This is a genomic window from Pseudomonas sp. HY2-MNA-CIBAN-0224 (genome assembly GCF_040310285.1).
GTDB lineage: Bacteria > Pseudomonadota > Gammaproteobacteria > Pseudomonadales > Pseudomonadaceae > Aquipseudomonas > Aquipseudomonas helleri.
This window is the reverse complement of sequence record NZ_JBEOPQ010000008.1, coordinates 51,285-70,919: the sequence shown is the minus strand read 5'-3', so window position 1 is coordinate 70,919 and position 19,635 is coordinate 51,285. Positions and strand designations below refer to the sequence as shown.

At 60.1% G+C, this 19,635-nt stretch carries 17 protein-coding genes; 6 read left to right on the top strand and 11 right to left on the bottom strand.

Annotation, left to right across the window (positions count from 1 at the left end):
* Positions 1–207: 207 nt before the first annotated feature.
* From AAEZ03_RS06945 to AAEZ03_RS06935, 3 genes are all read right to left on the bottom strand, one after another.
* Positions 208–2,556, bottom strand: coding sequence for an FdhF/YdeP family oxidoreductase (locus AAEZ03_RS06945; protein ID WP_350577188.1), 2,349 nt, complete (start codon positions 2,554–2,556; stop codon positions 208–210).
* Positions 2,553–3,392 (bottom strand): formate dehydrogenase accessory sulfurtransferase FdhD, encoded by an 840-nt coding sequence (gene fdhD / locus AAEZ03_RS06940; protein ID WP_262124959.1) that lies wholly within the window; start codon positions 3,390–3,392, stop codon positions 2,553–2,555. Before fdhD ends, AAEZ03_RS06945 begins: the two co-directional genes overlap by 4 nt.
* Before the next feature lie 94 nt (positions 3,393–3,486).
* Complete coding sequence (locus tag AAEZ03_RS06935) at positions 3,487–4,374, bottom strand: LysR family transcriptional regulator (protein WP_350577184.1); 888 nt, start codon at positions 4,372–4,374, stop codon at positions 3,487–3,489.
* A gap of 66 nt (positions 4,375–4,440) precedes the next feature.
* Here AAEZ03_RS06935 and lysM point away from each other — a divergent pair, with 66 nt between their 5' ends.
* Complete coding sequence (lysM, locus tag AAEZ03_RS06930; RefSeq protein WP_048366859.1) at positions 4,441–4,881, top strand: peptidoglycan-binding protein LysM; 441 nt, start codon at positions 4,441–4,443, stop codon at positions 4,879–4,881.
* Between the two features lie 95 nt (positions 4,882–4,976).
* Here lysM and yrfG read toward each other — a convergent pair whose 3' ends face one another.
* Positions 4,977–5,639 carry a GMP/IMP nucleotidase gene (gene yrfG, locus AAEZ03_RS06925; RefSeq protein ID WP_314917481.1) on the bottom strand — a complete coding sequence of 221 codons (663 nt, stop codon included), beginning with the start codon at positions 5,637–5,639 and terminating at the stop codon, positions 4,977–4,979.
* A gap of 88 nt (positions 5,640–5,727) precedes the next feature.
* On the opposite strand from yrfG, the gene nudE reads away from it, so the two are divergent.
* Complete coding sequence (gene nudE, locus AAEZ03_RS06920; RefSeq protein ID WP_350577181.1) at positions 5,728–6,294, top strand: ADP compounds hydrolase NudE; 567 nt, start codon at positions 5,728–5,730, stop codon at positions 6,292–6,294.
* Positions 6,291–7,115 carry a 3'(2'),5'-bisphosphate nucleotidase CysQ gene (gene cysQ / locus AAEZ03_RS06915; RefSeq protein ID WP_350577179.1) on the top strand — a complete coding sequence of 275 codons (825 nt, stop codon included), beginning with the start codon at positions 6,291–6,293 and terminating at the stop codon, positions 7,113–7,115. The genes nudE and cysQ overlap by 4 nt, the downstream gene beginning before the upstream one ends.
* A gap of 100 nt (positions 7,116–7,215) precedes the next feature.
* Here cysQ and AAEZ03_RS06910 read toward each other — a convergent pair whose 3' ends face one another.
* The 3 genes from AAEZ03_RS06910 to AAEZ03_RS06900 are packed head-to-tail and all read right to left on the bottom strand — an operon-like array spanning position 7,216 to position 10,895.
* A complete protein-coding gene (locus AAEZ03_RS06910; protein WP_350577177.1) occupies positions 7,216–7,671 on the bottom strand; it encodes a thioesterase domain-containing protein in 456 nt (151 codons plus the stop codon).
* Between the two features lie 18 nt (positions 7,672–7,689).
* Complete coding sequence (locus tag AAEZ03_RS06905; protein WP_350577174.1) at positions 7,690–9,084, bottom strand: sigma-54-dependent transcriptional regulator; 1,395 nt, start codon at positions 9,082–9,084, stop codon at positions 7,690–7,692.
* Positions 9,081–10,895 carry a sensor histidine kinase gene (locus AAEZ03_RS06900; RefSeq protein WP_153392682.1) on the bottom strand — a complete coding sequence of 605 codons (1,815 nt, stop codon included), beginning with the start codon at positions 10,893–10,895 and terminating at the stop codon, positions 9,081–9,083. Before AAEZ03_RS06900 ends, AAEZ03_RS06905 begins: the two co-directional genes overlap by 4 nt.
* A 250-nt stretch (positions 10,896–11,145) precedes the next feature.
* On the opposite strand from AAEZ03_RS06900, the gene aguA reads away from it, so the two are divergent.
* The 3 genes from aguA to AAEZ03_RS06885 all read left to right on the top strand — a co-directional run bounded on the left by aguA (position 11,146) and on the right by AAEZ03_RS06885 (position 14,660).
* The gene (gene aguA / locus AAEZ03_RS06895) at positions 11,146–12,252 is read left to right on the top strand and encodes an agmatine deiminase (protein ID WP_048366852.1); all 1,107 of its coding nucleotides are present in this window, start codon (positions 11,146–11,148) and stop codon (positions 12,250–12,252) included.
* A 194-nt stretch (positions 12,253–12,446) separates the two neighbouring features.
* Positions 12,447–13,130, top strand: a complete 684-nt coding sequence (locus tag AAEZ03_RS06890; protein ID WP_350577169.1) for a DsbA family protein — start codon at positions 12,447–12,449, stop codon at positions 13,128–13,130.
* 246 nt (positions 13,131–13,376) lie between these two features.
* Positions 13,377–14,660 carry an OprD family porin gene (locus AAEZ03_RS06885; RefSeq protein WP_048366850.1) on the top strand — a complete coding sequence of 428 codons (1,284 nt, stop codon included), beginning with the start codon at positions 13,377–13,379 and terminating at the stop codon, positions 14,658–14,660.
* A 104-nt stretch (positions 14,661–14,764) separates the two neighbouring features.
* Here the strand turns inward: AAEZ03_RS06885 and AAEZ03_RS06880 are convergent, their stop codons facing one another.
* From AAEZ03_RS06880 to AAEZ03_RS06865, 4 genes are all read right to left on the bottom strand, one after another.
* Positions 14,765–17,188 (bottom strand): TonB-dependent siderophore receptor, encoded by a 2,424-nt coding sequence (locus tag AAEZ03_RS06880; protein ID WP_350577165.1) that lies wholly within the window; start codon positions 17,186–17,188, stop codon positions 14,765–14,767.
* 111 nt (positions 17,189–17,299) lie between these two features.
* A complete protein-coding gene (locus AAEZ03_RS06875) occupies positions 17,300–18,235 on the bottom strand; it encodes a FecR domain-containing protein (protein WP_350577162.1) in 936 nt (311 codons plus the stop codon).
* An 11-nt stretch (positions 18,236–18,246) separates the two neighbouring features.
* Positions 18,247–18,747, bottom strand: a complete 501-nt coding sequence (locus tag AAEZ03_RS06870; protein WP_031633056.1) for a sigma-70 family RNA polymerase sigma factor — start codon at positions 18,745–18,747, stop codon at positions 18,247–18,249.
* A gap of 102 nt (positions 18,748–18,849) precedes the next feature.
* Complete coding sequence (locus AAEZ03_RS06865; protein ID WP_350577159.1) at positions 18,850–19,626, bottom strand: hypothetical protein; 777 nt, start codon at positions 19,624–19,626, stop codon at positions 18,850–18,852.
* Between the last annotated feature and the right edge of the window lie 9 nt (positions 19,627–19,635).

The window sequence follows — 19,635 nt, the reverse complement described above, 5'->3', positions numbered from 1 at the left end:
ATGACGGGGCGATCCTGAGGCTCAAAAGGGTTGGTTACAATCGGAATCCGACCAGTAACACGAGTTGTACACAATTACCTAAGTTATTGTTTTTGATGGGGAACTTAATAACTTTTCGAGAGTCTATCTCTCGTTCAGACAGGCTGCTTTTAACCAAAGCAGCCTTTTTTTGTGTCTGAAGAAATAGTTTGAAACCCCTGTCGGGGGTTAGCTCGCCTTCGCCATGATCAATCTCGACGGGCTGGCTGCTTCCAGGCATATCGCGACGAATTTAGACGTTGGCGTGTGGCTGCCATCACCGGTGCTTTCCAGCGGCACCAGCGGGTTGACCTCCGGGTAATAAGCCGCGGCTTGCCCGGCCGGAATATCAAACGCCAACAAGGTGAAGTTCTTCACCCGACGTTCATGCTGGTCATCCCAAATCGAAACGATGTCGACCTTCTGCCCCGGCTTGAAGCCCAGGCGGATGATGTCGGCTTCGTTGACGAACAGCACGTCGCGCTGGCCCTTGACCCCACGATAACGGTCGTCGAGGCCGTAGATGGTGGTGTTGTACTGATCGTGGGAGCGCATGGATTGCAGGATCAGGTCTGGCAGCTTGCCCGTGGCGCGGGTGCGGGCGTCGATCAGGTCTTGCGGCAACGCATTGATGCGGAAGTTGGCGCGCTGGGTCGGGGTGTTCCACTGGCGCGCCCCGGCCGAGTTGCCGAGGTAGAAACCGCCAGGGTTCTGGATGCGTGTGTTGAAGTCTTTGAACCCTGGAATGGTGTCGGCAATCAGCTCGCGAATGCGGCCGTAGTCGGCCACGATCCAGTTCCAGTCGATAGGGTGCGTGCCCAATGTGGCAGCGGCGATTCCGGCGATGATGGCAGGCTCCGAACGCATTTGATTCGACAGTGCCTTGAGCTGGCCATTGGAGGCGTGGACCATGCTGAACGAGTCTTCAACGGTGACCGCTTGCGGGCCTTCGGCCTGATGGTCGATGTCGGTACGGCCCAGGCACGGCAAAATCAGCGCCTCTTTGCCATGCATCAAATGGCTGCGGTTGAGCTTGGTGCTGATCTGCATCGTCAGGTCGCAATTGCGCAGCGCTTCGGCCGTGCGCGGGCTGTCGGGCGTGGCTTGGGCAAAGTTGCCGCCCAGGCCGATAAACACCTTGGCCCGGCCTTCGAGCATGGCGTGAATCGCTTCGACCACGTTGTGGCCGTTTTCACGCGGTACTTTGAAATTGAAGCGGCGCTCCAGCGCATCAAGGAAGGCCACCGGTGGGCGTTCATTGATGCCCATGGTGCGGTCGCCCTGCACGTTACTATGGCCACGCACCGGGCACAGGCCCGCGCCGGGGCGGCCGATATTGCCGCGCAGGAGCATCAGGTTGGCGATTTCCTGAATGGTCTGGACCGAATGGCGGTGCTGGGTGATGCCCATCGCCCAGCACATGATCACGTTCTTGCCCTTGAGGTACATGCGCGCAGCGCGCTCGATGTCCACCAGGGTGAGGCCCGACTGCTCGACGATATGCTCCCACGACGTGTCGTCCAGGCTGGAGATGTAATCGAGGATGCCCGCCGTGTGTTCATTCAAAAACGCGTGATCGAACACTGCCGGTTCGCCCGCCGCCTGTGCATCGCGCTCCCATTGCAGCAGGAACTTGGCCATGCCGCGCAGCAACGCCATGTCGCCGCCCAGCGCCGGGCGCAGGTAGGCAGTGTTGGTCGGGCGGTCGCCATTGGTGAGCATTTCCAGCGGGTGTTGCGGATGCTGGAAGCGTTCCAGGCCGCGCTCTTTCAACGGGTTGACGCACACCACTTGAGCGCCGCGTTTGACCGCCTCACGCAGCGGTTCAAGCATGCGCGGGTGGTTAGTGCCGGGGTTCTGCCCCAGCACGAAAATCGCGTCGGCGTGTTCAAAGTCGTCGAACGTCACGGTGCCTTTGCCGACCCCGATGCTTTGCGCCAGCGCCACACCGCTGGCTTCGTGGCACATGTTCGAACAGTCCGGGAAGTTGTTGGTGCCGAACGCCCGTACAAACAGTTGATACAGATAAGCCGCTTCGTTGCTGGCGCGGCCCGAGGTGTAGAACTCGGCCTCGTTGGGGCTCGACAGGTTCAGCAGATGACGGGCGATCACGCTGTTGGCCGCGTCCCAACTGATGGGCTCGTAATGATCGGTTTCGGCGTTGTAGCGCATTGGCTCGGTCAGGCGGCCCTGATATTCCAGCCAGTAATCACTTTGCTCCAGCAACGCGCTAACGCTGTATTTAGCGAAGAAGGCCGCATCTACCCGGCGCTTGGTCGCTTCCCAGTTCACTGCCTTGGCGCCGTTCTCGCAGAACTTGACCATGCCGCTTTCGGGCGAGTCGCCCCAAGCGCAGCCCGGGCAGTCGAAGCCGCCGTTCTGGTTGGTCTTGAGCATCATGCGCAGGTTTTTCAGTGCGTTGTCGCTGGTCAACCAGGCCTGCGCCACACTGATCAGTGCGCCCCAACCACCGGCCGGGCCTTTGTAAGGCTTGTAGCGCGGAGTCGGGGTTTGGTCGGCTTGATGATGAAGGCTCACGATTGAATCTCCTGCGCAGGGCTGTACACCCGTGGCGCGCTTTTTTGTGGCAGATGAATAAGGTTGAGGTTGTGACGCCGGGCCCATTGCAGCGCCAGGCCCGTGGGCGAGGACAGGCTGATGAGGGTTTGGATCCCGGCGCGCAACACTTTTTGAATCAGCTCAAGGCTGCAGCGGCTGGTGACAATCGCTGCGCCGCCGCTCAGGTCGATGTGTTGGCGCACCAGCGCACCGATCAGTTTGTCCAGGGCGTTGTGCCGGCCGATGTCTTCGCGGCCCATCAGCAGTTCGCCCTTGGCGTCCATATACACGGCCGCATGCACCGCGCCGCAGTGTTGGCCCAAGGGCTGGAATTCGCTGATGCGCTGGCGCAAACCGTCGAGCCACTGGGCGGGCGGCAATGGCGCACCGGGCAGCACCTTGAGGTCCGGCAACGCTTGCTCCACCGCTTCGACGCCACACAACCCGCAGCCGCTGGTGCCGGCCAGTTGGCGGCGTTGCTGCTTGAGGTTCCAGAACGCCCGGCTGGCGATCTCGACCTGCGCGTACTGCGCCGAGCCTGAGCCGCTGAGCTTGAGGTCGTAGATTTCACTGGCGTCATGGATGATGCCGCTGCCCAGGCTGAAGCCGACGATAAAGTCTTCAAGGTCGGTCGGCGTCACCAGCATCACGGCCTGGCTGATGCCGTTGTAGGCAATCGCCAGGGCCACTTCTTCAGCCAGCGCCGTTTCTGCGCCACTGTCGTGGTCGAGCGTGACGTACTGATAAGTCTGGCTGGCAGCAGGCGCGGGCGTACTGAGAGCGGGCGCCGCGCACAAAGGGCGCTTGGCGTTCATAGGGCTTTACCAACGTGGTCTATGACCCTAAGCGTAGGCGCGACACTAAGTCGCGTCTAATCGCTAGCGTTGATCTGCTGATAGAGGGCGTCGATCAAGACGGGTTGAGTGATTTCTGAAACAGTGCAAAACAGGCTTCTGCCAACGCCGAACGCGGCGCCTCCCGGCGCATGATCAAACCCAGCTGGGACAAGGTTTGTGCGTCTTCAATGGGGTGCAGGCGCAGGGTGTCCGTCAGCGCCTCAAGCCCGCCTTCCAGCGGCATGACTGCGCAGCAGAGCCCTGCGTGGACCGCTTGCAGCAACTGATGCACGGCATCAGTTTGTAACAAAGGGCGGGGTGTGAGGCCACGGCTGTGGAAGTTGTGATCGATGGATTGGCGAAAGTGCATACCGCCGCTGAGCAGCCCCAGCGGTAACTCAATCAGCGCCTCCCAGCTCAGGGGCTGTTCACCAAAGTTGAAATGCCGTTGGTCGTAAAGTAAGCCCATCCGGGTGATGCCCAGTGCCAGTGAGTCAAAGCGTTCGTGGTCGAGGCGGTCCAGATACGACACACCAATGTCGAGCTGGTTGCTGGCCAGTTGCTCAAGGATATGTTCCGAACTCAGGGCCGACAGCTCAAAGCGTAGCTCGGGGTGTTGCTGGTGCAGGCGCTGCAATAAAGGCAGCGGGTCGAAGCTCGACAGCGGCACTACGCCCAGGCGCAACGTACCGATCAAATTGCCGCGACAGGCCGCCGCTTCGGCCTGCAAGCCGTCGTAGGCCGCCAGTACCGTACGCGCCCAGGCGAGCACGCGCTCACCCGGTGCGGTAAAGCTTTCGAAGCGTTGGCCACGGTTGACCAGTTGCAGGTCGAGCTCTTGTTCAAGGCTGCGCAGGCGCATCGACAGCGTGGGCTGGGTGATGTGGCAACGGGCAGCGGCTTGGCCGAAATGCCGGGTTTCATCCAGGGCAATGAGGAATTTCAGCTGTTTGATGTCCATCGTTGCTCCAGGAATGATGGTCTACGCTTAGGTCTCTGGATATTCCAACCTTTAGGAGCGTGACCGATGAGCCTTTTAAGCTTTGTGAAAGAAGCAGGTGAAAAGCTAGCCCACCTGTTTACACCGGGTAATGCCAATGCCTCGGACGAACTCAAAAAGCACGTAGCGGACGTGGGCTTGGGCAATCCTAATATCAAAGCCGAGGTAGAGGGCGACAAGATAACCCTCACCGGCGAAGCCGCGTCGCAAGAAGAGAAAGAAAAAATCGTCTTGGCGGCTGGCAACATTGAAGGCGTGGCCAGTGTTGACGACCAGATCACCGTGACTGGACCGGCTGTTGTGGCTTCGCGTTTTGTCGTGGTGCAAAAAGGCGACACCCTGAGCGCGATTTCGCTGCGGGTGTATGGCAACGCCAACCAGTACAACAAAATCTTTGAAGCCAACAAACCGCTGCTCAAAGACGTGAACAAAATCTACCCGGGCCAGACACTGCGTATTCCTGAGTAACCCCCGCACAAACTGTAGGAGCGAGCTTGCTCGCGATCTTTTTAAAAGATCAAAAGATCGCGAGCAAGCTCGCTCCTACACGTTTTGTATGTTACTCAAAGCCCTTCCAGCAACTCGCGATAATCCCCCAGTGCTGCGAACTCTTCGGTGTCTTTCGGGCCTTTTTTGCTGTCTGGCTGTTTGACCGCCAGCAAGTGACCGATGCCGAATGCACGGGCGCTGCGCAAAATCGGCAAGGTGTCGTCGATAAACAGGCTGCGGCTCGGGTCAAAGCCGATATCAGCTTGCAGGGCATCCCAAAACGCCGGGCTCTCCTTGGGGAAGCCGTAATCGTGGGAGCTGATCAGGCGCTCGAAATATGGCGCCAGTTCGATGCGCTCCAGCTTCAATGACAGCGAATCGCGGTGCGCGTTGGTGATCAGAATCACCCGCTTGCCAGCCTGTTTGATCGCCGCTAAAAATGTATCTGCATCCGGGCGCAGGGCAATCAGGTGCGCGGTTTCGAGCTTGAGCTCACGCACCGGGATCTTTAGCTCGCGGCTCCAGAAATCCAGGCAGTACCACTTCAACTGGCCTGCGTTGTTTTCAAACAGCGGCGTCAGTTCCAGGTCGGCCATGGCGCGGCTGATGCCATGCAGCTCGGCATAGCGCTGCGGCAGGTGTTCGAGCCAAAAGTGGTTGTCGTAGTGCAGGTCGAGCAGTGTGCCGTCCATGTCCAGCAGAACGGTATCAATGTCGCGCCAAGGTAACGCTGTCATGCAAAACTTCTCCCACAGTAGAAAAACATCCGACACAGACAATCGGAAAAGCCGGGGTATAGTAACCCGTTCATATTGAGGAGCCGCTATGCGCCAAAAACCCACCGTACTTGCCCGTGAAATTGTTGCCAGTAGCCGATTGTTTCGGGTCGAAGAAGTGCAACTGCGCTTTTCCAATGGCGTTGAGCGCACTTACGAGCGGCTGGTGGGGCGCGGTAACGGCTATGGCGCGGTCATGATCGTGGCAATGATCGATGCCGAACACGCCATCCTGGTCGAAGAATATTGTGGCGGCACCGACGAATATGAAGTCTCGTTGCCCAAAGGCTTGATCGAGCCGGGCGAAGACGTGCTGGCGGCCGCTGAGCGTGAATTGAAAGAAGAAGCAGGTTTTGGCGCCCGCCAGCTTGAGCATTTGACTGAGCTGTCGTTGTCGCCGGGGTACATGAGCCAGAAAATCCAGGTGGTGCTGGCTTCTGACCTGTATGAAGCCCACCTCGAAGGCGACGAGCCGGAGCCGATGCGGGTTGACCGCGTCAACTTGCGAGAGCTGTCGGCCCTGGTGCAAAACCCGCAGTTCAGCGAAGGCCGTGCCTTGGCCGCGCTGTACCTGGCGCGTGATCTGTTGACCCAGCGCGGAGTGTTCAAACCGTGAGCCTTGCCCACCCTTTGTTGGCCCCGGTGATTGAACTCGCGCACCGTGCGGGCGAGGCCATTTTGCCGTTTTGGCGTGCGGATGTTGCCGTCACCGCCAAAGACGATAACTCTCCAGTCACCGCAGCTGACCTTGCGGCGCACCACATTTTGCTTGATGGCCTGACGGCGTTGGACCCGAGCATCCCGGTGCTGTCGGAAGAAGACGCTAACATCGCGCAGAGCGTGCGCGCTGGCTGGACACGCTGGTGGCTGGTTGATCCGTTGGACGGCACCAAGGAGTTCATCTCCGGCAGCGAAGAATTCACCGTCAACATTGCCCTGATCGAGGACGGTCGCGTGGTGTTCGGCGTGGTTTCAATGCCCACCAGTGGTCGTTGCTACTACGGTGGCACGGGCCTGGGCGCCTGGCGGGTGGATGCGGACGTGATCGTGCCGATCAATGTGCGCGACGTGCCGCCCGCCGGTGAGCCGCTGATCGTGGTCGCCAGCCGCCGGCATTCAAGCCCCGAGCAAGAGCGCTTGCTGGCCGGGCTGGAGACGGCCGTCGGGAAGGTAGAAACCGCCAACATTGGCAGTTCATTGAAGTTCTGTTTGCTGGCCGAAGGCGCGGCAGATTGTTACCCGCGTCTGGCGCCGACCTCGCAATGGGACACAGCCGCCGCACAAGGCGTGCTTGAAGGGGCGGGCGGGGTGGTGTTGCAGCTCGATGGCCAGCCGTTCACGTATCCGGCGCGGGACTCGCTGCTCAATGGCCATTTTTTGGCGTTGCCTGCAAAAGCGCCATGGCGTGAGCAGTTGTTGGCGTTGGCGCAAGGTTAAAAGCCACCCCTCTGTAGGAGCGAGCTCTCCTCGCGATCTTTTAAACGATCAAAAGATCGCGAGACAAGCTCGCTCCTACAAGGTGTTGGCGAACAGCAAGCTAGCGATGCAACACATACTGCCCGTTAAACCGCACCGCATCGTCCCCGCCGTCGGCGTTGATCATCCGCGTCTCAAGGGTTAAACGAGCGCGGCCGTGGCGTTTGTACATGGCCAGGAACTTGTTCCACGCGGCGTCTGTTGGCGCATCGCACAGCGCGATGGCGTCTTGGATCACCGGCAGCGGGTAGCTGATGTGGCCTTCTTGAATCACGATGTGCCCGTCTTCGATCCCGGCCTCACGCAGGCTCAGATGCAACCAGCCCCAACCGGCCAGCACCGCGCCGCAATACAAGCTGCCGCCAAACATGGTGCTTTTATGGTTGATGTTGGCGTCCAGCGGCAGGTGCAAACGCAATTGCCGATCCTGCCAACCAACCACTTTGAGGCCCATTTCACGGGTCAGCGGAATGTCGTGATGAAGGATGGATTCCAGATAACGACTGTCGCGGTTCATGCGCGGATCCTGTTCAGGTCAATCAAGTTCATCGGTGTGAGGGTGGCTGCCGCTCTCGAAGTGCAGGCCGTGTTTGCGCAATTTGTCGTGCAGGGTTTTGCGCGGCACGCCCAGCGCTTCGGCGAGGCTGCGCATCGAGCTGTGTGAGCGCTCAAGCTCGGCAGCAATCAGGCTCTTTTCGAAGTGTTCGACCTGCTCGCTCAAGTTGCCAGACACTTCATGTTCAGACGACGTTGTGCCGTCGCTAGCGCCTTCGTCCAGGGCCAATTCCAGACCCAGGGCAAAGCGCTCAGCGACGTTTTGCAGTTCACGCACATTGCCCGGCCAGGTGTGGCGCAATAACTGCGCCCGCTGGCCCGGTTGCAACACGTTGAGCGCCAGACCGTGGCGGGCGCTGGCCTCGTCGGCAAAGTGCTGGAACAGCACCAGCACGTCTTCACCGCGTTCGCGCAATGGCGAAATACGCAGCGGCGCGACGTTGAGCCGGTAGTACAAGTCGGCGCGAAAACGCCCTTGGTCGGCGGCCTGACGCAGGTCTTCCTTGGTGGCGGCGATCACCCGGATATCCAGCGGGATCAGCTGGTTGCCGCCCAAACGCTCAACCACGCGCTCTTGCAACAAACGCAGCAACTTGACCTGTACATCCAGGCTCATGCTTTCGATTTCGTCGAGGAACAATGTCCCGCCATTGGCGAACTCGAATTTGCCGATACGGCGTTTTTGCGCGCCGGTAAACGCGCCGGGTTCATGGCCGAACAATTCGCTTTCGACCACCGACTCGGCCAGCGCCCCGGCGTTGATCGCCACGAACGGGCCGTTGCGGCGGCTCGACAGGTCGTGCAGTGCCCGTGCGACGACTTCTTTGCCGGAGCCGGTTTCGCCCAGAATCAATACGTCTGCCTTGGTCCCGGCAAGGGCGCCGATTTGCTCGCGCAGGCGCAGCATGGCCGAAGATTGCCCCACCAGCCGTGCGCTCAGTTGCTGGCGATCGCTGAGCGCCAGGCGCAGGCTGCGGTTGTCCAGCACCAGTGCGCGCAGGGCCAGGGCACGGCGCACGCTGTCGAGCAGGGCGTCGCTGGCAAAGGGTTTTTCCAGAAAGTCGTAAGCGCCCGTGCGCATGGCCTGCACCGCCAAGGGCACATCACCATGGCCGGTGATCAACAGTACCGGCAGCTCGGGGTCTTGCGCGTGCAGATGGGTGAGCAGCTCCAGCCCGTCCATGCCCGGCATGCGGATGTCACTGACCACCACGCCCGCCCAGTCTCGTGAGATGCGCTCGGCCAGGCCGTTGGCTTCGGCCAGCGGCAGCACTTTAAGCCCGGCCAGGTCCAGGGTTTGGCAGAGCGCCTGGCGCAGGTGCGGATCATCATCGATCAAGATGACCTGTACACGCGGATCAATGGGTTGGCTCATGACCTGGAGTCCTCTGAAGCTTGTAAGCTTACGCCCGGTGCACCGGCGCGCAGTCGTAGGGTAATTAAGGCGCCGCCTTCTTTATGGTTGGCGAACAACAATTCGCCGCCAAACGCACGGATTAATGTGTCGCAGATGGCCAGCCCCAGGCCCAACCCTTGGGTGCGGGTTTTGGTGGTGTAAAACGGTTCACCGGCGCGGCCCAACGCTTCCATGCAAAAGCCCGGGCCGTTGTCGCGAATGTACACAGTGACGCCCTCGGGCGTGGATTGGGCACTTAGCCACAACCGCCGGGGCGGGCCTTTTTCGGTGAGCGCATCGAGGGCGTTGGCCAGCAGGTTGCCCAGCACCTGACGCAAACGGGTTTCACCGGCTTCGACCCACAGCGTGGCCGCAGGCAGGTCGCGGATCAGTTCGACCTCCATGCTGCGCCGACGTTTGGCCAGTAAGGCCAGGGCATCGTCCAGCGCCGGTTGCAGCGCCACGCTTTCAGGCGCATGGCGATCGCGCCGGGCGAAGGCGCGCAGGTGCGCAATGATCGAAGACATGCGCCCGGTCAGTTCGTTGATCAGCTTGAGGTTGCTGCGCGCGTCTTCAGTGCGTTGATGGTCGAGCAACACTTCGGCGTTTTCCGCATAGCTGCGGATGGCCGCCAGCGGCTGGTTGAGTTCGTGGCTGATGCTGGCCGACATGGTGCCCAGTGCGGACAGCTTGCCGGCCTGCACCAGATCATCCTGAGCGCGCACCAGTTCTTGCTGGGCATGCTCGCGCTCCAGCACTTCTTTGCGCAGGCGCTGGTTGAGGCCTTCAAGGTCGCTGGTACGCTCGGCCACCCGGCCTTCGAGTTCACGCCGGGCCTTGGCTTCGAAGGCGATGCGCTCCAGGTAATGACGGCGGCGTTGCATCATCAAGCTGATCAGCAGCATGACCACCAGCAGGGTGGCCGCGCCAATGGCCAGTACGGTCCGCACCGGGCGATCGATCAAGGTGCGGGGCGCGAGAATGTTCACGCTCCAGCCGGTCTCGTCGATTTTTTGCGTTTGTACCACCCACGAATCCGGGTTGATGTTCAGCGGCTGCAGGTTGCGCGTCGGGTAGGGCAGGATGGCGAAAATGTCTTGTTGCTCTTGCGGCGACAGTTTGCGCGTGGCCTTGAAACGCCAATCCGGGCGGGACGTGAGAATGACCACGCCGTTGTCGTCGGTTGTCAGCAATTGCTCCGGGGTGTTGCCCCACAAGCGCTCGGTGTGATCCAGGTCTACCTTGACCACCAGCACGCCGAGCTTTTTATCGCCTTCGGTCACCGGGGCGGCAAAGTAATAGCCGCGCTTGCCGGACGTAGTGCCCAAGCCGAAAAAGCGCCCCAACTTGCCGTCCATTGCTTCGCTGAAGTACGGACGAAAAGCAAAGTTGCGTCGGATAAAGCTGTCGGGCTTGTCCCAGTTCGACGTCGCCACTGTGTTGCCATCGGCATCAATCAGGTACATGACCTCGGCGCCGGTCTGGCTGTTGATCTCCGCGAGCAACTTATTGGCCGTGCTTAGGGTGTGCGGGTCTTCCGGGTCGGCCAGCGAATTACGCAGCGCGGGCAACTCGCCCAGAATTTGTGGCAGCACCTCATAGCGGTGCAGCGTGCCCAGCAAGTTGGCCACGTACAGGTCGAGGGTCTGGCGGTTCTGCCCGGCCAGTTCGCTACGGTAATAGCGCTCGGCCAAGTGTTGCAGCGGCCACAACAAAGGCGCCAGGCACAGCGCCAGTAAGGCCAGGCTGCGCCAGCGGGGGCGGCGAGGAGTTGCAGGAGTCGAGTTCATAGGGCGCAGTATACCTACGCTTAAACCCCGTAGGAGCGAGGCTACAAGCGCTATTTTAAATCTCGATTTATATCTGTATTAAAAATGCTTTTGTCGGGGTTAAATCCGATAAATGGTTTTTATTGTGGATATTTATCGGCTATAAAGCGGGCCTTTCTTGACGAAAGGCAGGCGGGCGTCCACTGTTTCCGGCCAGCCTGATTGATGCGCCCATCCCCCTTTTTTTTGGTTCCCTGGAGTCCTGACGGTTATGACTACTTTGCACAGCACGCCCCGCGCTGACGGCTTTCACATGCCGGCCGAATGGGCTCCACAAACTCAAGTCTGGATGATCTGGCCTGAGCGCCCGGATAACTGGCGTTTGGGCGGCAAGCCTGCGCAAGCCGCGCACGCCGCGGTGGCCAAGGCCATTGCCCGCTTCGAGCCGGTGACCGTCGGGGTGTCGGCCGCACAGTACGAAAACGCACGCGCACAGCTCGATGTGCCGAACATCCGCGTGGTCGAGCTTTCCAACGATGACGCCTGGGTGCGCGACAGCGGGCCGACGTTCGTGATCAACGACACCGGTGAAGTGCGCGGCGTGAACTGGGACTTCAACGCTTGGGGCGGGTTTGACGGCGGGCTGTACTTCCCGTGGAACCGCGATCAGCAAGTGGGCAGCAAGATCCTCGAAATCGAGCGCTCGGCGCGCTACTACACCGAAGGTTTTGTGCTGGAAGGCGGTTCTATTCACGTCGATGGCGAAGGCACATTGATCACCACCGGCGAATGCCTGCTGAACCGCAACCGTAACCCGCACCTGTCCCGTGAAGAGATTGAAAGCGTGCTGCGCGCGCAACTGGCTGTGGATAAGATCATTTGGCTGCCCGATGGCCTGTACAACGATGAAACCGACGGCCATGTGGATAACTTCTGTTGCTACGTGGCGCCGGGTGAAGTGCTGCTGGCCTGGACCGACGACGAGCGCGACCCCAACTACGTGCGTTGCCACGAAGCGATGAAAGTGCTGGCCACCAGCACCGATGCCCAGGGCCGTTCTTTTGTTGTGCACAAAATGCCGATTCCGGGGCCGATGTACGCCACCCAGGAAGAGTGCGACGGTGTGGATAAAGTCGCTGGCAGCCAGGACCGCAATCCGTCGGAGCGTTTGGCCGGATCTTACGTGAACTTCCTGATCGTCAACGGCGGCATCATCGCCCCAAGCTTTGACGACCCGATGGACGCAGAGGCCAAAGACATCCTGCAAAACCTGTTTCCGCAGCACGAAGTGGTGATGGTCCCGGGGCGTGAACTGCTGCTGGGCGGTGGCAACATCCACTGCCTGACCCAGCAACAACCCGCCCCACGCAAAGCCTGACCCCACCCAAAACTGTAGGAGCGAGCTCGCCTCGCGATCTTTTGATCTTCTAAAAAGCTCGCAGCCTGCGCCAGCTCCTACAAGTCCTTTATTTGCCCGGTTCACGCAACACACTAAAAGCGCTGGCAGCGTTTTTCTGTTCTTGCCTTACCGCTAGTCTGACGCTCTGATTGATTGAACCTTCGGAGCGCTCCATGACCACCCCCGTTCTGCATTACATCTATGACCCGCTGTGCGGTTGGTGCTATGGCGCCAAGCCGCTGATTGACGCTGCCCGCGGCATTGTGCCGGTGGTGGCCCATGGCGGCGGGATGATGACCGGCGCCCAGCGCCGCCCTGTGTCTGCGCAACTGCGTGACTACGTCATGCCCCATGACCAGCGGATTGCCGAATACACCGGCCAGCCGTTTGGCGAGGCTTACTTTGAAGGGCTGCTGCGCGACACCACGGCGGTCTTTGATTCGGCGCCGCCCATCACTGCCGTGTTGGCCGCCGAGCAACTGGCCGGGCGTGGCCTTGAACTGCTGGGGCGTTTACAGACGGCGCACTATGTCGAAGGGCGGCGGATTAGCGACAAGGATGTGCTGGTGGAACTGGCCACTGAAATCGGCCTGCCCACCGAGGCCTTTGTTGCGGCCTACCAGGCGGTCCGTGGCGAACCGACCCACACTCACATCAAAGACAGCCGCAAACTGCTCGGGCAGGTGGGTGGCCAGGGCTTTCCGACCCTGGTTCTGGAACTCGACGGGCGCTACCAAGTGGTCGATTTTGGGGCGTTTATCGGTAAGCCAGATGCCTTTGCGCGATGGTTGCGAGCACCCGCCCAAAGCCCAAACGATTCAGCGCCCGCCTGCGGCCTGAATGGCTGCGACGAGTAAAAGGTTAAGGGGCGATCAACGGTCTTTGAATATCTGGCAATTAACAATTTTTTCACGAAATTGACACTTTGCCTTAACGGCGGATAGGATCCCTGCCTACGCCTGTGGCGATAAGCCATGCACCAACTTTCTAAATGACCCGCGCGGTGTCTCGTGTGGGTCTTTTTTGTTATGTGAAGCAACCACCACTCAATGTTTCAGCTTGAAACCCACAGCGCGCCTCTATTCTGAAATAAGGAAAATAAAATGTTAAAAACACGGATAGGTCTACTCGCTCTGGGCGTACTCGGTGCTACCCAGGCCATGGCTAACGATCAAGCTGACGCAAAAGGTTTTGTAGAAGACAGCCACCTGAACGTATTGGCGCGCAACGCCTACATCAGCCGTGACTACAAACATCACCAGCAAGACAAAGCTGAATGGGGCCAAGGCTTCCTCGGCACCTTCACCTCCGGCTTCACCCAAGGCACCGTGGGCGTGGGTGTGGATGCTTTCGGCATCTACGCACTGCGTCTGGACGGCGGCAAGGGCAGCAGCGGCGCAGGCGGCATCGACTTCTTCAAGCAAGACCATAACGGCAAAGCCGCTCACGACATCGCCAAGGCTGGCGCTGCAGTGAAGTTCCGCATTTCCAACACCGTGCTGAAATACGGTGACCAAATGCCTGCTCTGCCGGTACTGATGTACGACAACTCCCGTCTGATGCCAGAAAGCTTCACCGGTACCCTGTTGACCTCCAAAGAGATCGACGGCCTGGAACTGAACGTGGGTCGTTTCACCGAAGAGTCGCGTAAAAGTGCTGAAGCGCGTAACAGCGGCGGCCTGAAGAGCATCAACGTGTTCGGCGGTAGCTACAAGTTCACCGAGCGCTTCTCGGCCTCGTTGTACGGCTCCGAGATGAAAGACGAGCTGCGCAAGCAATACCTGGGCATGACCTACGCCCTGCCACTGGATGACAAACAGTCCCTGACGTTTGACTTCAACGGCTACCGCACCCACGTAGATTCTGGCTACGCGCGTGACGTGCTGAAGGTTGACGGCACCGACAACAAGATCTGGAGCCTGGCAACCACCTACGCGTTCGGCGCGCACTCGCTGGTTCTGGCTTACCAGAGCAGCACCGGCGAAATCGGCTACCCATACGGCGGCTACCGTAATGCGGGCGGCGTGGGCGACGGCGGCAACACTATCTTGCTGGCCAACTCCTACTGGTCTGACTTCAACGCCAAAGACGAGCGTTCGTGGCAGTTGGGCTACGGCTTCGACTTCGGCGCGGTTGGCATTCCAGGCCTGACCTACAACATCGCCTACGTACGCGGCACCAACATCGACGACGGTTCAGGCCGTGGTCGTGGTACCGAGCGCGAAATCTACAACCAGGCCAAGTACGTTGTACAAAGCGGTCCGGTTAAAGACCTGAGCGTGCGTCTGCGCGGTTCGTGGTTGCGCGTTTCCAACAACGCCAGCGACTACAACGTCGGCGGTAACGAAGTCCGTGTATTTGTTGATTACCCAATCAGCATTTTCTGATGCCGCGGGCCTGCCAGTCAGGTCTGACATCTGAATAAAAAACGCCCCGAACCGTTTGGTTCGGGGCGTTTTTTTTGTACCGATTTTTGTGGGGCCCTACCGCCTTAAAAATCCCAGCGAGTGGTCACCATCACGTTGCGCGGGTCGCCGTAGTAGGCGGAGTCATAAAAACCGATGTTGGTGAAGTACGCTTTGTCGAACAGGTTGTTGACGTTGACGGTGGCCGACAGGTTGTCGGTGAACTGGTAGCGCGCCATCAAGTCCACCAGCCAGTACGGGTCTTGGGTGAATTTTTCGTAGCGTCCCGCGCGGTTGTCGTAGCCCCAGTTGTAGACCGTCTGCCAGCCAGCACCTTGCCAACGTGCGCCGCCACCGAGGGTGAGTTTGTCCAGATTACCCTTGAGTTTGTAGCTGCTGTAAAAGCTGACCTGGTCCTGCGGCTCCCAGGTCGCGACTTTTATGTGGTCGTCGTCGCGGCTGATTTTGTGCGTGTAACCGGCCTGCAATTGCCAGCCGGGGCTGAGCTCTCCGGAAATTTCTGCCTCGTACCCTTTGGTCGTGGTCTTGGTGCCGATGTAGGAGTATTCCGCACCGGGGGTGGAGTTAAACAGCAGGTCTGCAACGGGCCGGTTGGTTTCATGCACTTCGAAGTAGGCAAGGCTGCTGTTCAGGCGGCCGCCGAAGAACTCGCCCTTAAGCCCCAGTTCATAGTTTTTGCCTTCATCGGGGGCAAGCATCTTGCGCGTGCGGTCACGGTACTGCGTCTGCGGCTGGAAAATTTCGGTGTAGCTGGCGTAGGCCGAGACATTGTCATTGAGGTCATACACCACACCGGCATAGGGCACGACCTTGCCGCTGGCCTTGGTTTTGCTGGTGCCGGTGACTTGGTAGTTGGCAACCCGGGTGCCGAGCATCACGTGCAGGTCATCCATCAGGCTGAAGCGCCCGGCGATGTAAGTCCCGCTTTGGCGAGTGGTCTCATCGTTTATTTTGGTGGGCTGATTCCATAGCGGCTCAATGGCTTGGCCGTGCCATTGATAGAAATCGTAGTTGTTGTCGAAGTAGGTGGCGTTTGAGTAGTCCTTGCCTTTCCAGTCAGAGATGGACAGGGACTGGCCCACGACTAATTGGTGTTCGCGGCCAAACAACTCAAAAGGTCCCGAGGCATAGACATCGAGGCTGTCACGGGTGGTTTCGCCGGTATATTTGCGCGCATAAATCGAACTGGCGGTTGCGGAGTCCTGTGAGATGTAACCCAGCGGCGCGTCGTAGCCATTGATCTGATGGTTGTATTGGCCTTTGGTCACCCAGCCATTGTCAAAGTTGTGCTCCAGGGTGGCGAACACGGTTCGGCTGTACTGCTCCCAACTGCTCCATTTGGGGCCGTTGTTGAATGAGCGCGGCAGATCCAGCTTATTGCCCGTCGCATCGAAAATGGTTCGGGTGCCGGTCCAGCTGGAGCCTTTGGGGTTGCTGTCCTGATAGTCGGCGCCCAGGGTGAGCAGCGTGTCTTCATCCAGATCGACCTCAAGAATGCCGTAGTACACGCCGGTTTTGCGCGAGTAGTGGTCCAGGAATGACTTTTTGTCCTGATACGCCGCAACGGCCCGACCGCGCACGTTGCCGGTCTCGGTCAGCGGGCCGCTCACGTCGATTTGTGTGCGGTAGTTGTCCCAGGAGCCGGCGCCCACCTCGATGCTGCTCATGAATTGCGAGGTGGGTTTTTTACGAATCAGGTTGATGGTGCCGCCAGGACCGCCAGCCCCGGTGAGCAGGCCGGTCGCGCCCTTGAGCACTTCAACCCGGTCATACAGGGCCATGTCGGTCAGGGTCTGCCCGGCCGAGTATTGCGCGTCCCGTAGAGTCGGTATGCCATCGTATTGAAAGTTGACGATGGAAAAACCGCGCGAGTAGTAATTGGTGCGCTCAGTGTCATACGTCGATACGGTGATGCCCGGCGTGTGGCGCATCACGTCATCAATGGCGTTGAGTCCGAAATCGTCCATGACCTGGCGGGTCACCACCGAAATCGACTGCGGCGTTTCTCGCGGGGTCAACACCAGCCGCGTGGCCGTGGCGATGGTGCCCGGCGTATAGGAACCCGTGCCCTCGGTAACAGACCCCAGCTGGTTGGTGGTGACCTGAGTGGCGCCCAGCTCCAAGGCCGATTGCGCGTTGCGTGCGACCAGTACATAGCCCCCATTGCTCTGGCGCTCGGCGTGCAAGCCGCTGTTGGCGAGCAAGCGCTCCAGGCCTTCTTCAACACTGTATGAGCCTTCCAGCCCGCTGGTGTGGAGGTGGCGAGCCTGTTCGGTGTCGAACGAAATAGTCACCCCCGCCTGCACGCCAAACTGGGTCAGGGCGCTGCCCAACGGGCCTGGGGCAATCTCATACACCGTCTGGCTTTGCGCAGACGCCTGGGTGGGCATCAGCGCCAGGGCGGGCAGGCTGGCCAGCGACGCGCCGAACACCGCCATGCGCACAGCGCGCGTTATCTGGGTACTGGCATTGAGGGGGAGCGGGGGCATTCGGTGATCCTTCCGTTAGTCTGGCAGATAGCCGCTGTGATCGCGGTTTGTGTCAAAGACGGATGAGAATCAAAATCAGCAAGGCCGCGCGCCGGGATTTTCTAAATAAACTCAGACCGGCTCGATGTTGGCCCAATAACGCGTCACATAACGCACCTTGACCGGTAAGGTCTTGCTCAGGTTTTCCAGCACGGTGTCGGTGTCATCGATGCGAAACGCCCCCGAAATGCTCAACCCTTGAACCGCTGGGTCGCACCGCAGTACGCCGGGGCGATAACGGCCCAACGCTTCGATAAAGTCCCCCAGGGGCCAGTCATTGACGCTCAACATGCCCTGCACCCAGGCGGCCGATTCAGCCGGTAAAAGCCCAACCGCGCTCACCGCATCGCGATCGAACGTGACTTGCTGCCCGGCCTCCAGCCGCAGAGGCTGATCGGCATGGCGAAGCGGGCGGACCTCAACCGCAGCCTGTAGCACGCCGACGCGGGTGTAAGCGGGCAGTTGGCGAACACTGAAGCGGGTGCCGAGCGCCCGCACGCTGCCGTCAACCGTTTGCACGACCAAGGGCCGCGGGTCGGCGGGCTGGGCGGTTTGCAGCAGGATTTCGCCGCGATACAACTGGATCTGTCGCTGCGTTGCATCGAAGTGAATATCCAGCGCGGTGCCGGCGTTCATCTCCAATTGCGAGCCGTCTTCCAGCCGCAGCGAGCGGCGCTCACGGCTGCCGGTGCTCAGTTCTGCCAGCATCGAGCGATAGGGCACCTGCTCAACGGCCAGCCACGAACACCCGCCCACGGCCACCAGCATGCTGAGGATTTTCAGCACATCACGGCGCTGGGCCTTGGCTGCCCCCAAGCTGGACAAAGCCGCTTGCCGGGGCATTTTGGACCACTGCTGCTGGAGGATTTCGACCCGTGCCCAGGCTGCCGCATGCTGCGGGCTGGCGTGCAGCCAGGTGTGCCAGGCCCGCTGCCGCGCCTCATTGACCGTGCCGTCATTGAGTTGCACATACCAGGTGGCGGCGGCTTCGAGGGTTTTGATGTCCATGTCAGGTGGCCTCACGCGTCAACCAGCAAAAGGCAGCGGGTCATGGCGCGAATCAGGTGGTTTTTGACCGTGGTCACCGACACCCCAAAGCGTTCGGCTGCGGCCACGTAGGTCAGCCCTTCCAGCTGGACAGCGAGGAAAATCTCCCGGGTTCTGGGGCCCAGTTCGTCGAGCAGCGTATCGATTGAGATCAGCATCTCGATGATCGACAACCGCACCTCCGGCGACACCTCCACCGGCTCTGGCCGCTGCGCCAACGCAAACAGATACGCCTGCTCAATGGTGCGGCGACGGGACTTGTCGATCAGCAGCGAGCGGGCAATGGCACTGAGATAGCCCCGAGGCTCGCGGATGGGCACGTCATGGCGGGCCGTCATCACCCGCACAAACGTGTCCTGAGCCAAATCCGAAGCATCGGCCGCATTACCGAGCCGCACGCGCAACCAGCCTTTCAGCCAACTGTTGTGTTCGCTGTACAGCTGATGAAGCGCTGAATGATCGAGCGACGACATGAGAGAGTCACCAAAAGCGTAAATGGTAATCGCTCTCATTGTCGTGATGGCACGGCAGTAATGCAAGGGGGGAGGGGCAACTACCTTACGGGCTGCAAACGCCTAAAACCGTCCGCTAATGCCCAGCAACGGGCCTTTTTGCACGATGTCGTACACAAAACCGTCGTTGCGATAGTTCACGCCCATGGCCCGGTAGCCGGCCACAGCCGAAAATCCGGGGGTGAACTCCCAGCCTGCCAGCGCTGCCAGGTCCCAGTCTTCACGGGATTGCCCGGCACCCACCATGCCCCAGGAAGACAACCAGAACCGCTCATTGAGCGCATAGCGCCCCCGCAGCCCGACCATGGCGTCTGCCCACGTGGCGTTGTCAGAGCCGGAGTGCCCCGAAGCCTGCCCACCATGCAGGGTCAGGGTGGTGCTGCTGTACCAGACGCGCACGCCGCCCGCGACGTCGACCCGATAATCGTCATCGCCCAGAACGGTATAGCCGCCGCCCAAAAAGCCTGACGCCGTCTTGCCTTCTACTTCCAGCTTGGACCCGGTTGGCAGGCGGTTGCGGGTGTCGGTGTCGATGTACATCAGGTCGGCGAGCACGCTGTAAGGCCCGCGCCGCGCTTCGCCCATGAACATCAACGACATGTCGACGGTACGTGCGATGTTTGAGAAGTCGGACTTCACAGAGGCCGTCCCGGTGCTTTTGTGGCCGACGTGCCCACGAATACCGGCGCCCCACAGGTATGGCCCACCGTTGAACTGCCATTCATCATTTTCTGCCGCGTTGGCAGCCGTCGGCAGGCCGCCTGCAGCGCTCGCCAAGGCCCCGAACAGCAGGGCCAGATGCACGTGTTTACGCCGCAACGAAGTGTTACTGAGCCTCATGGCGCATCC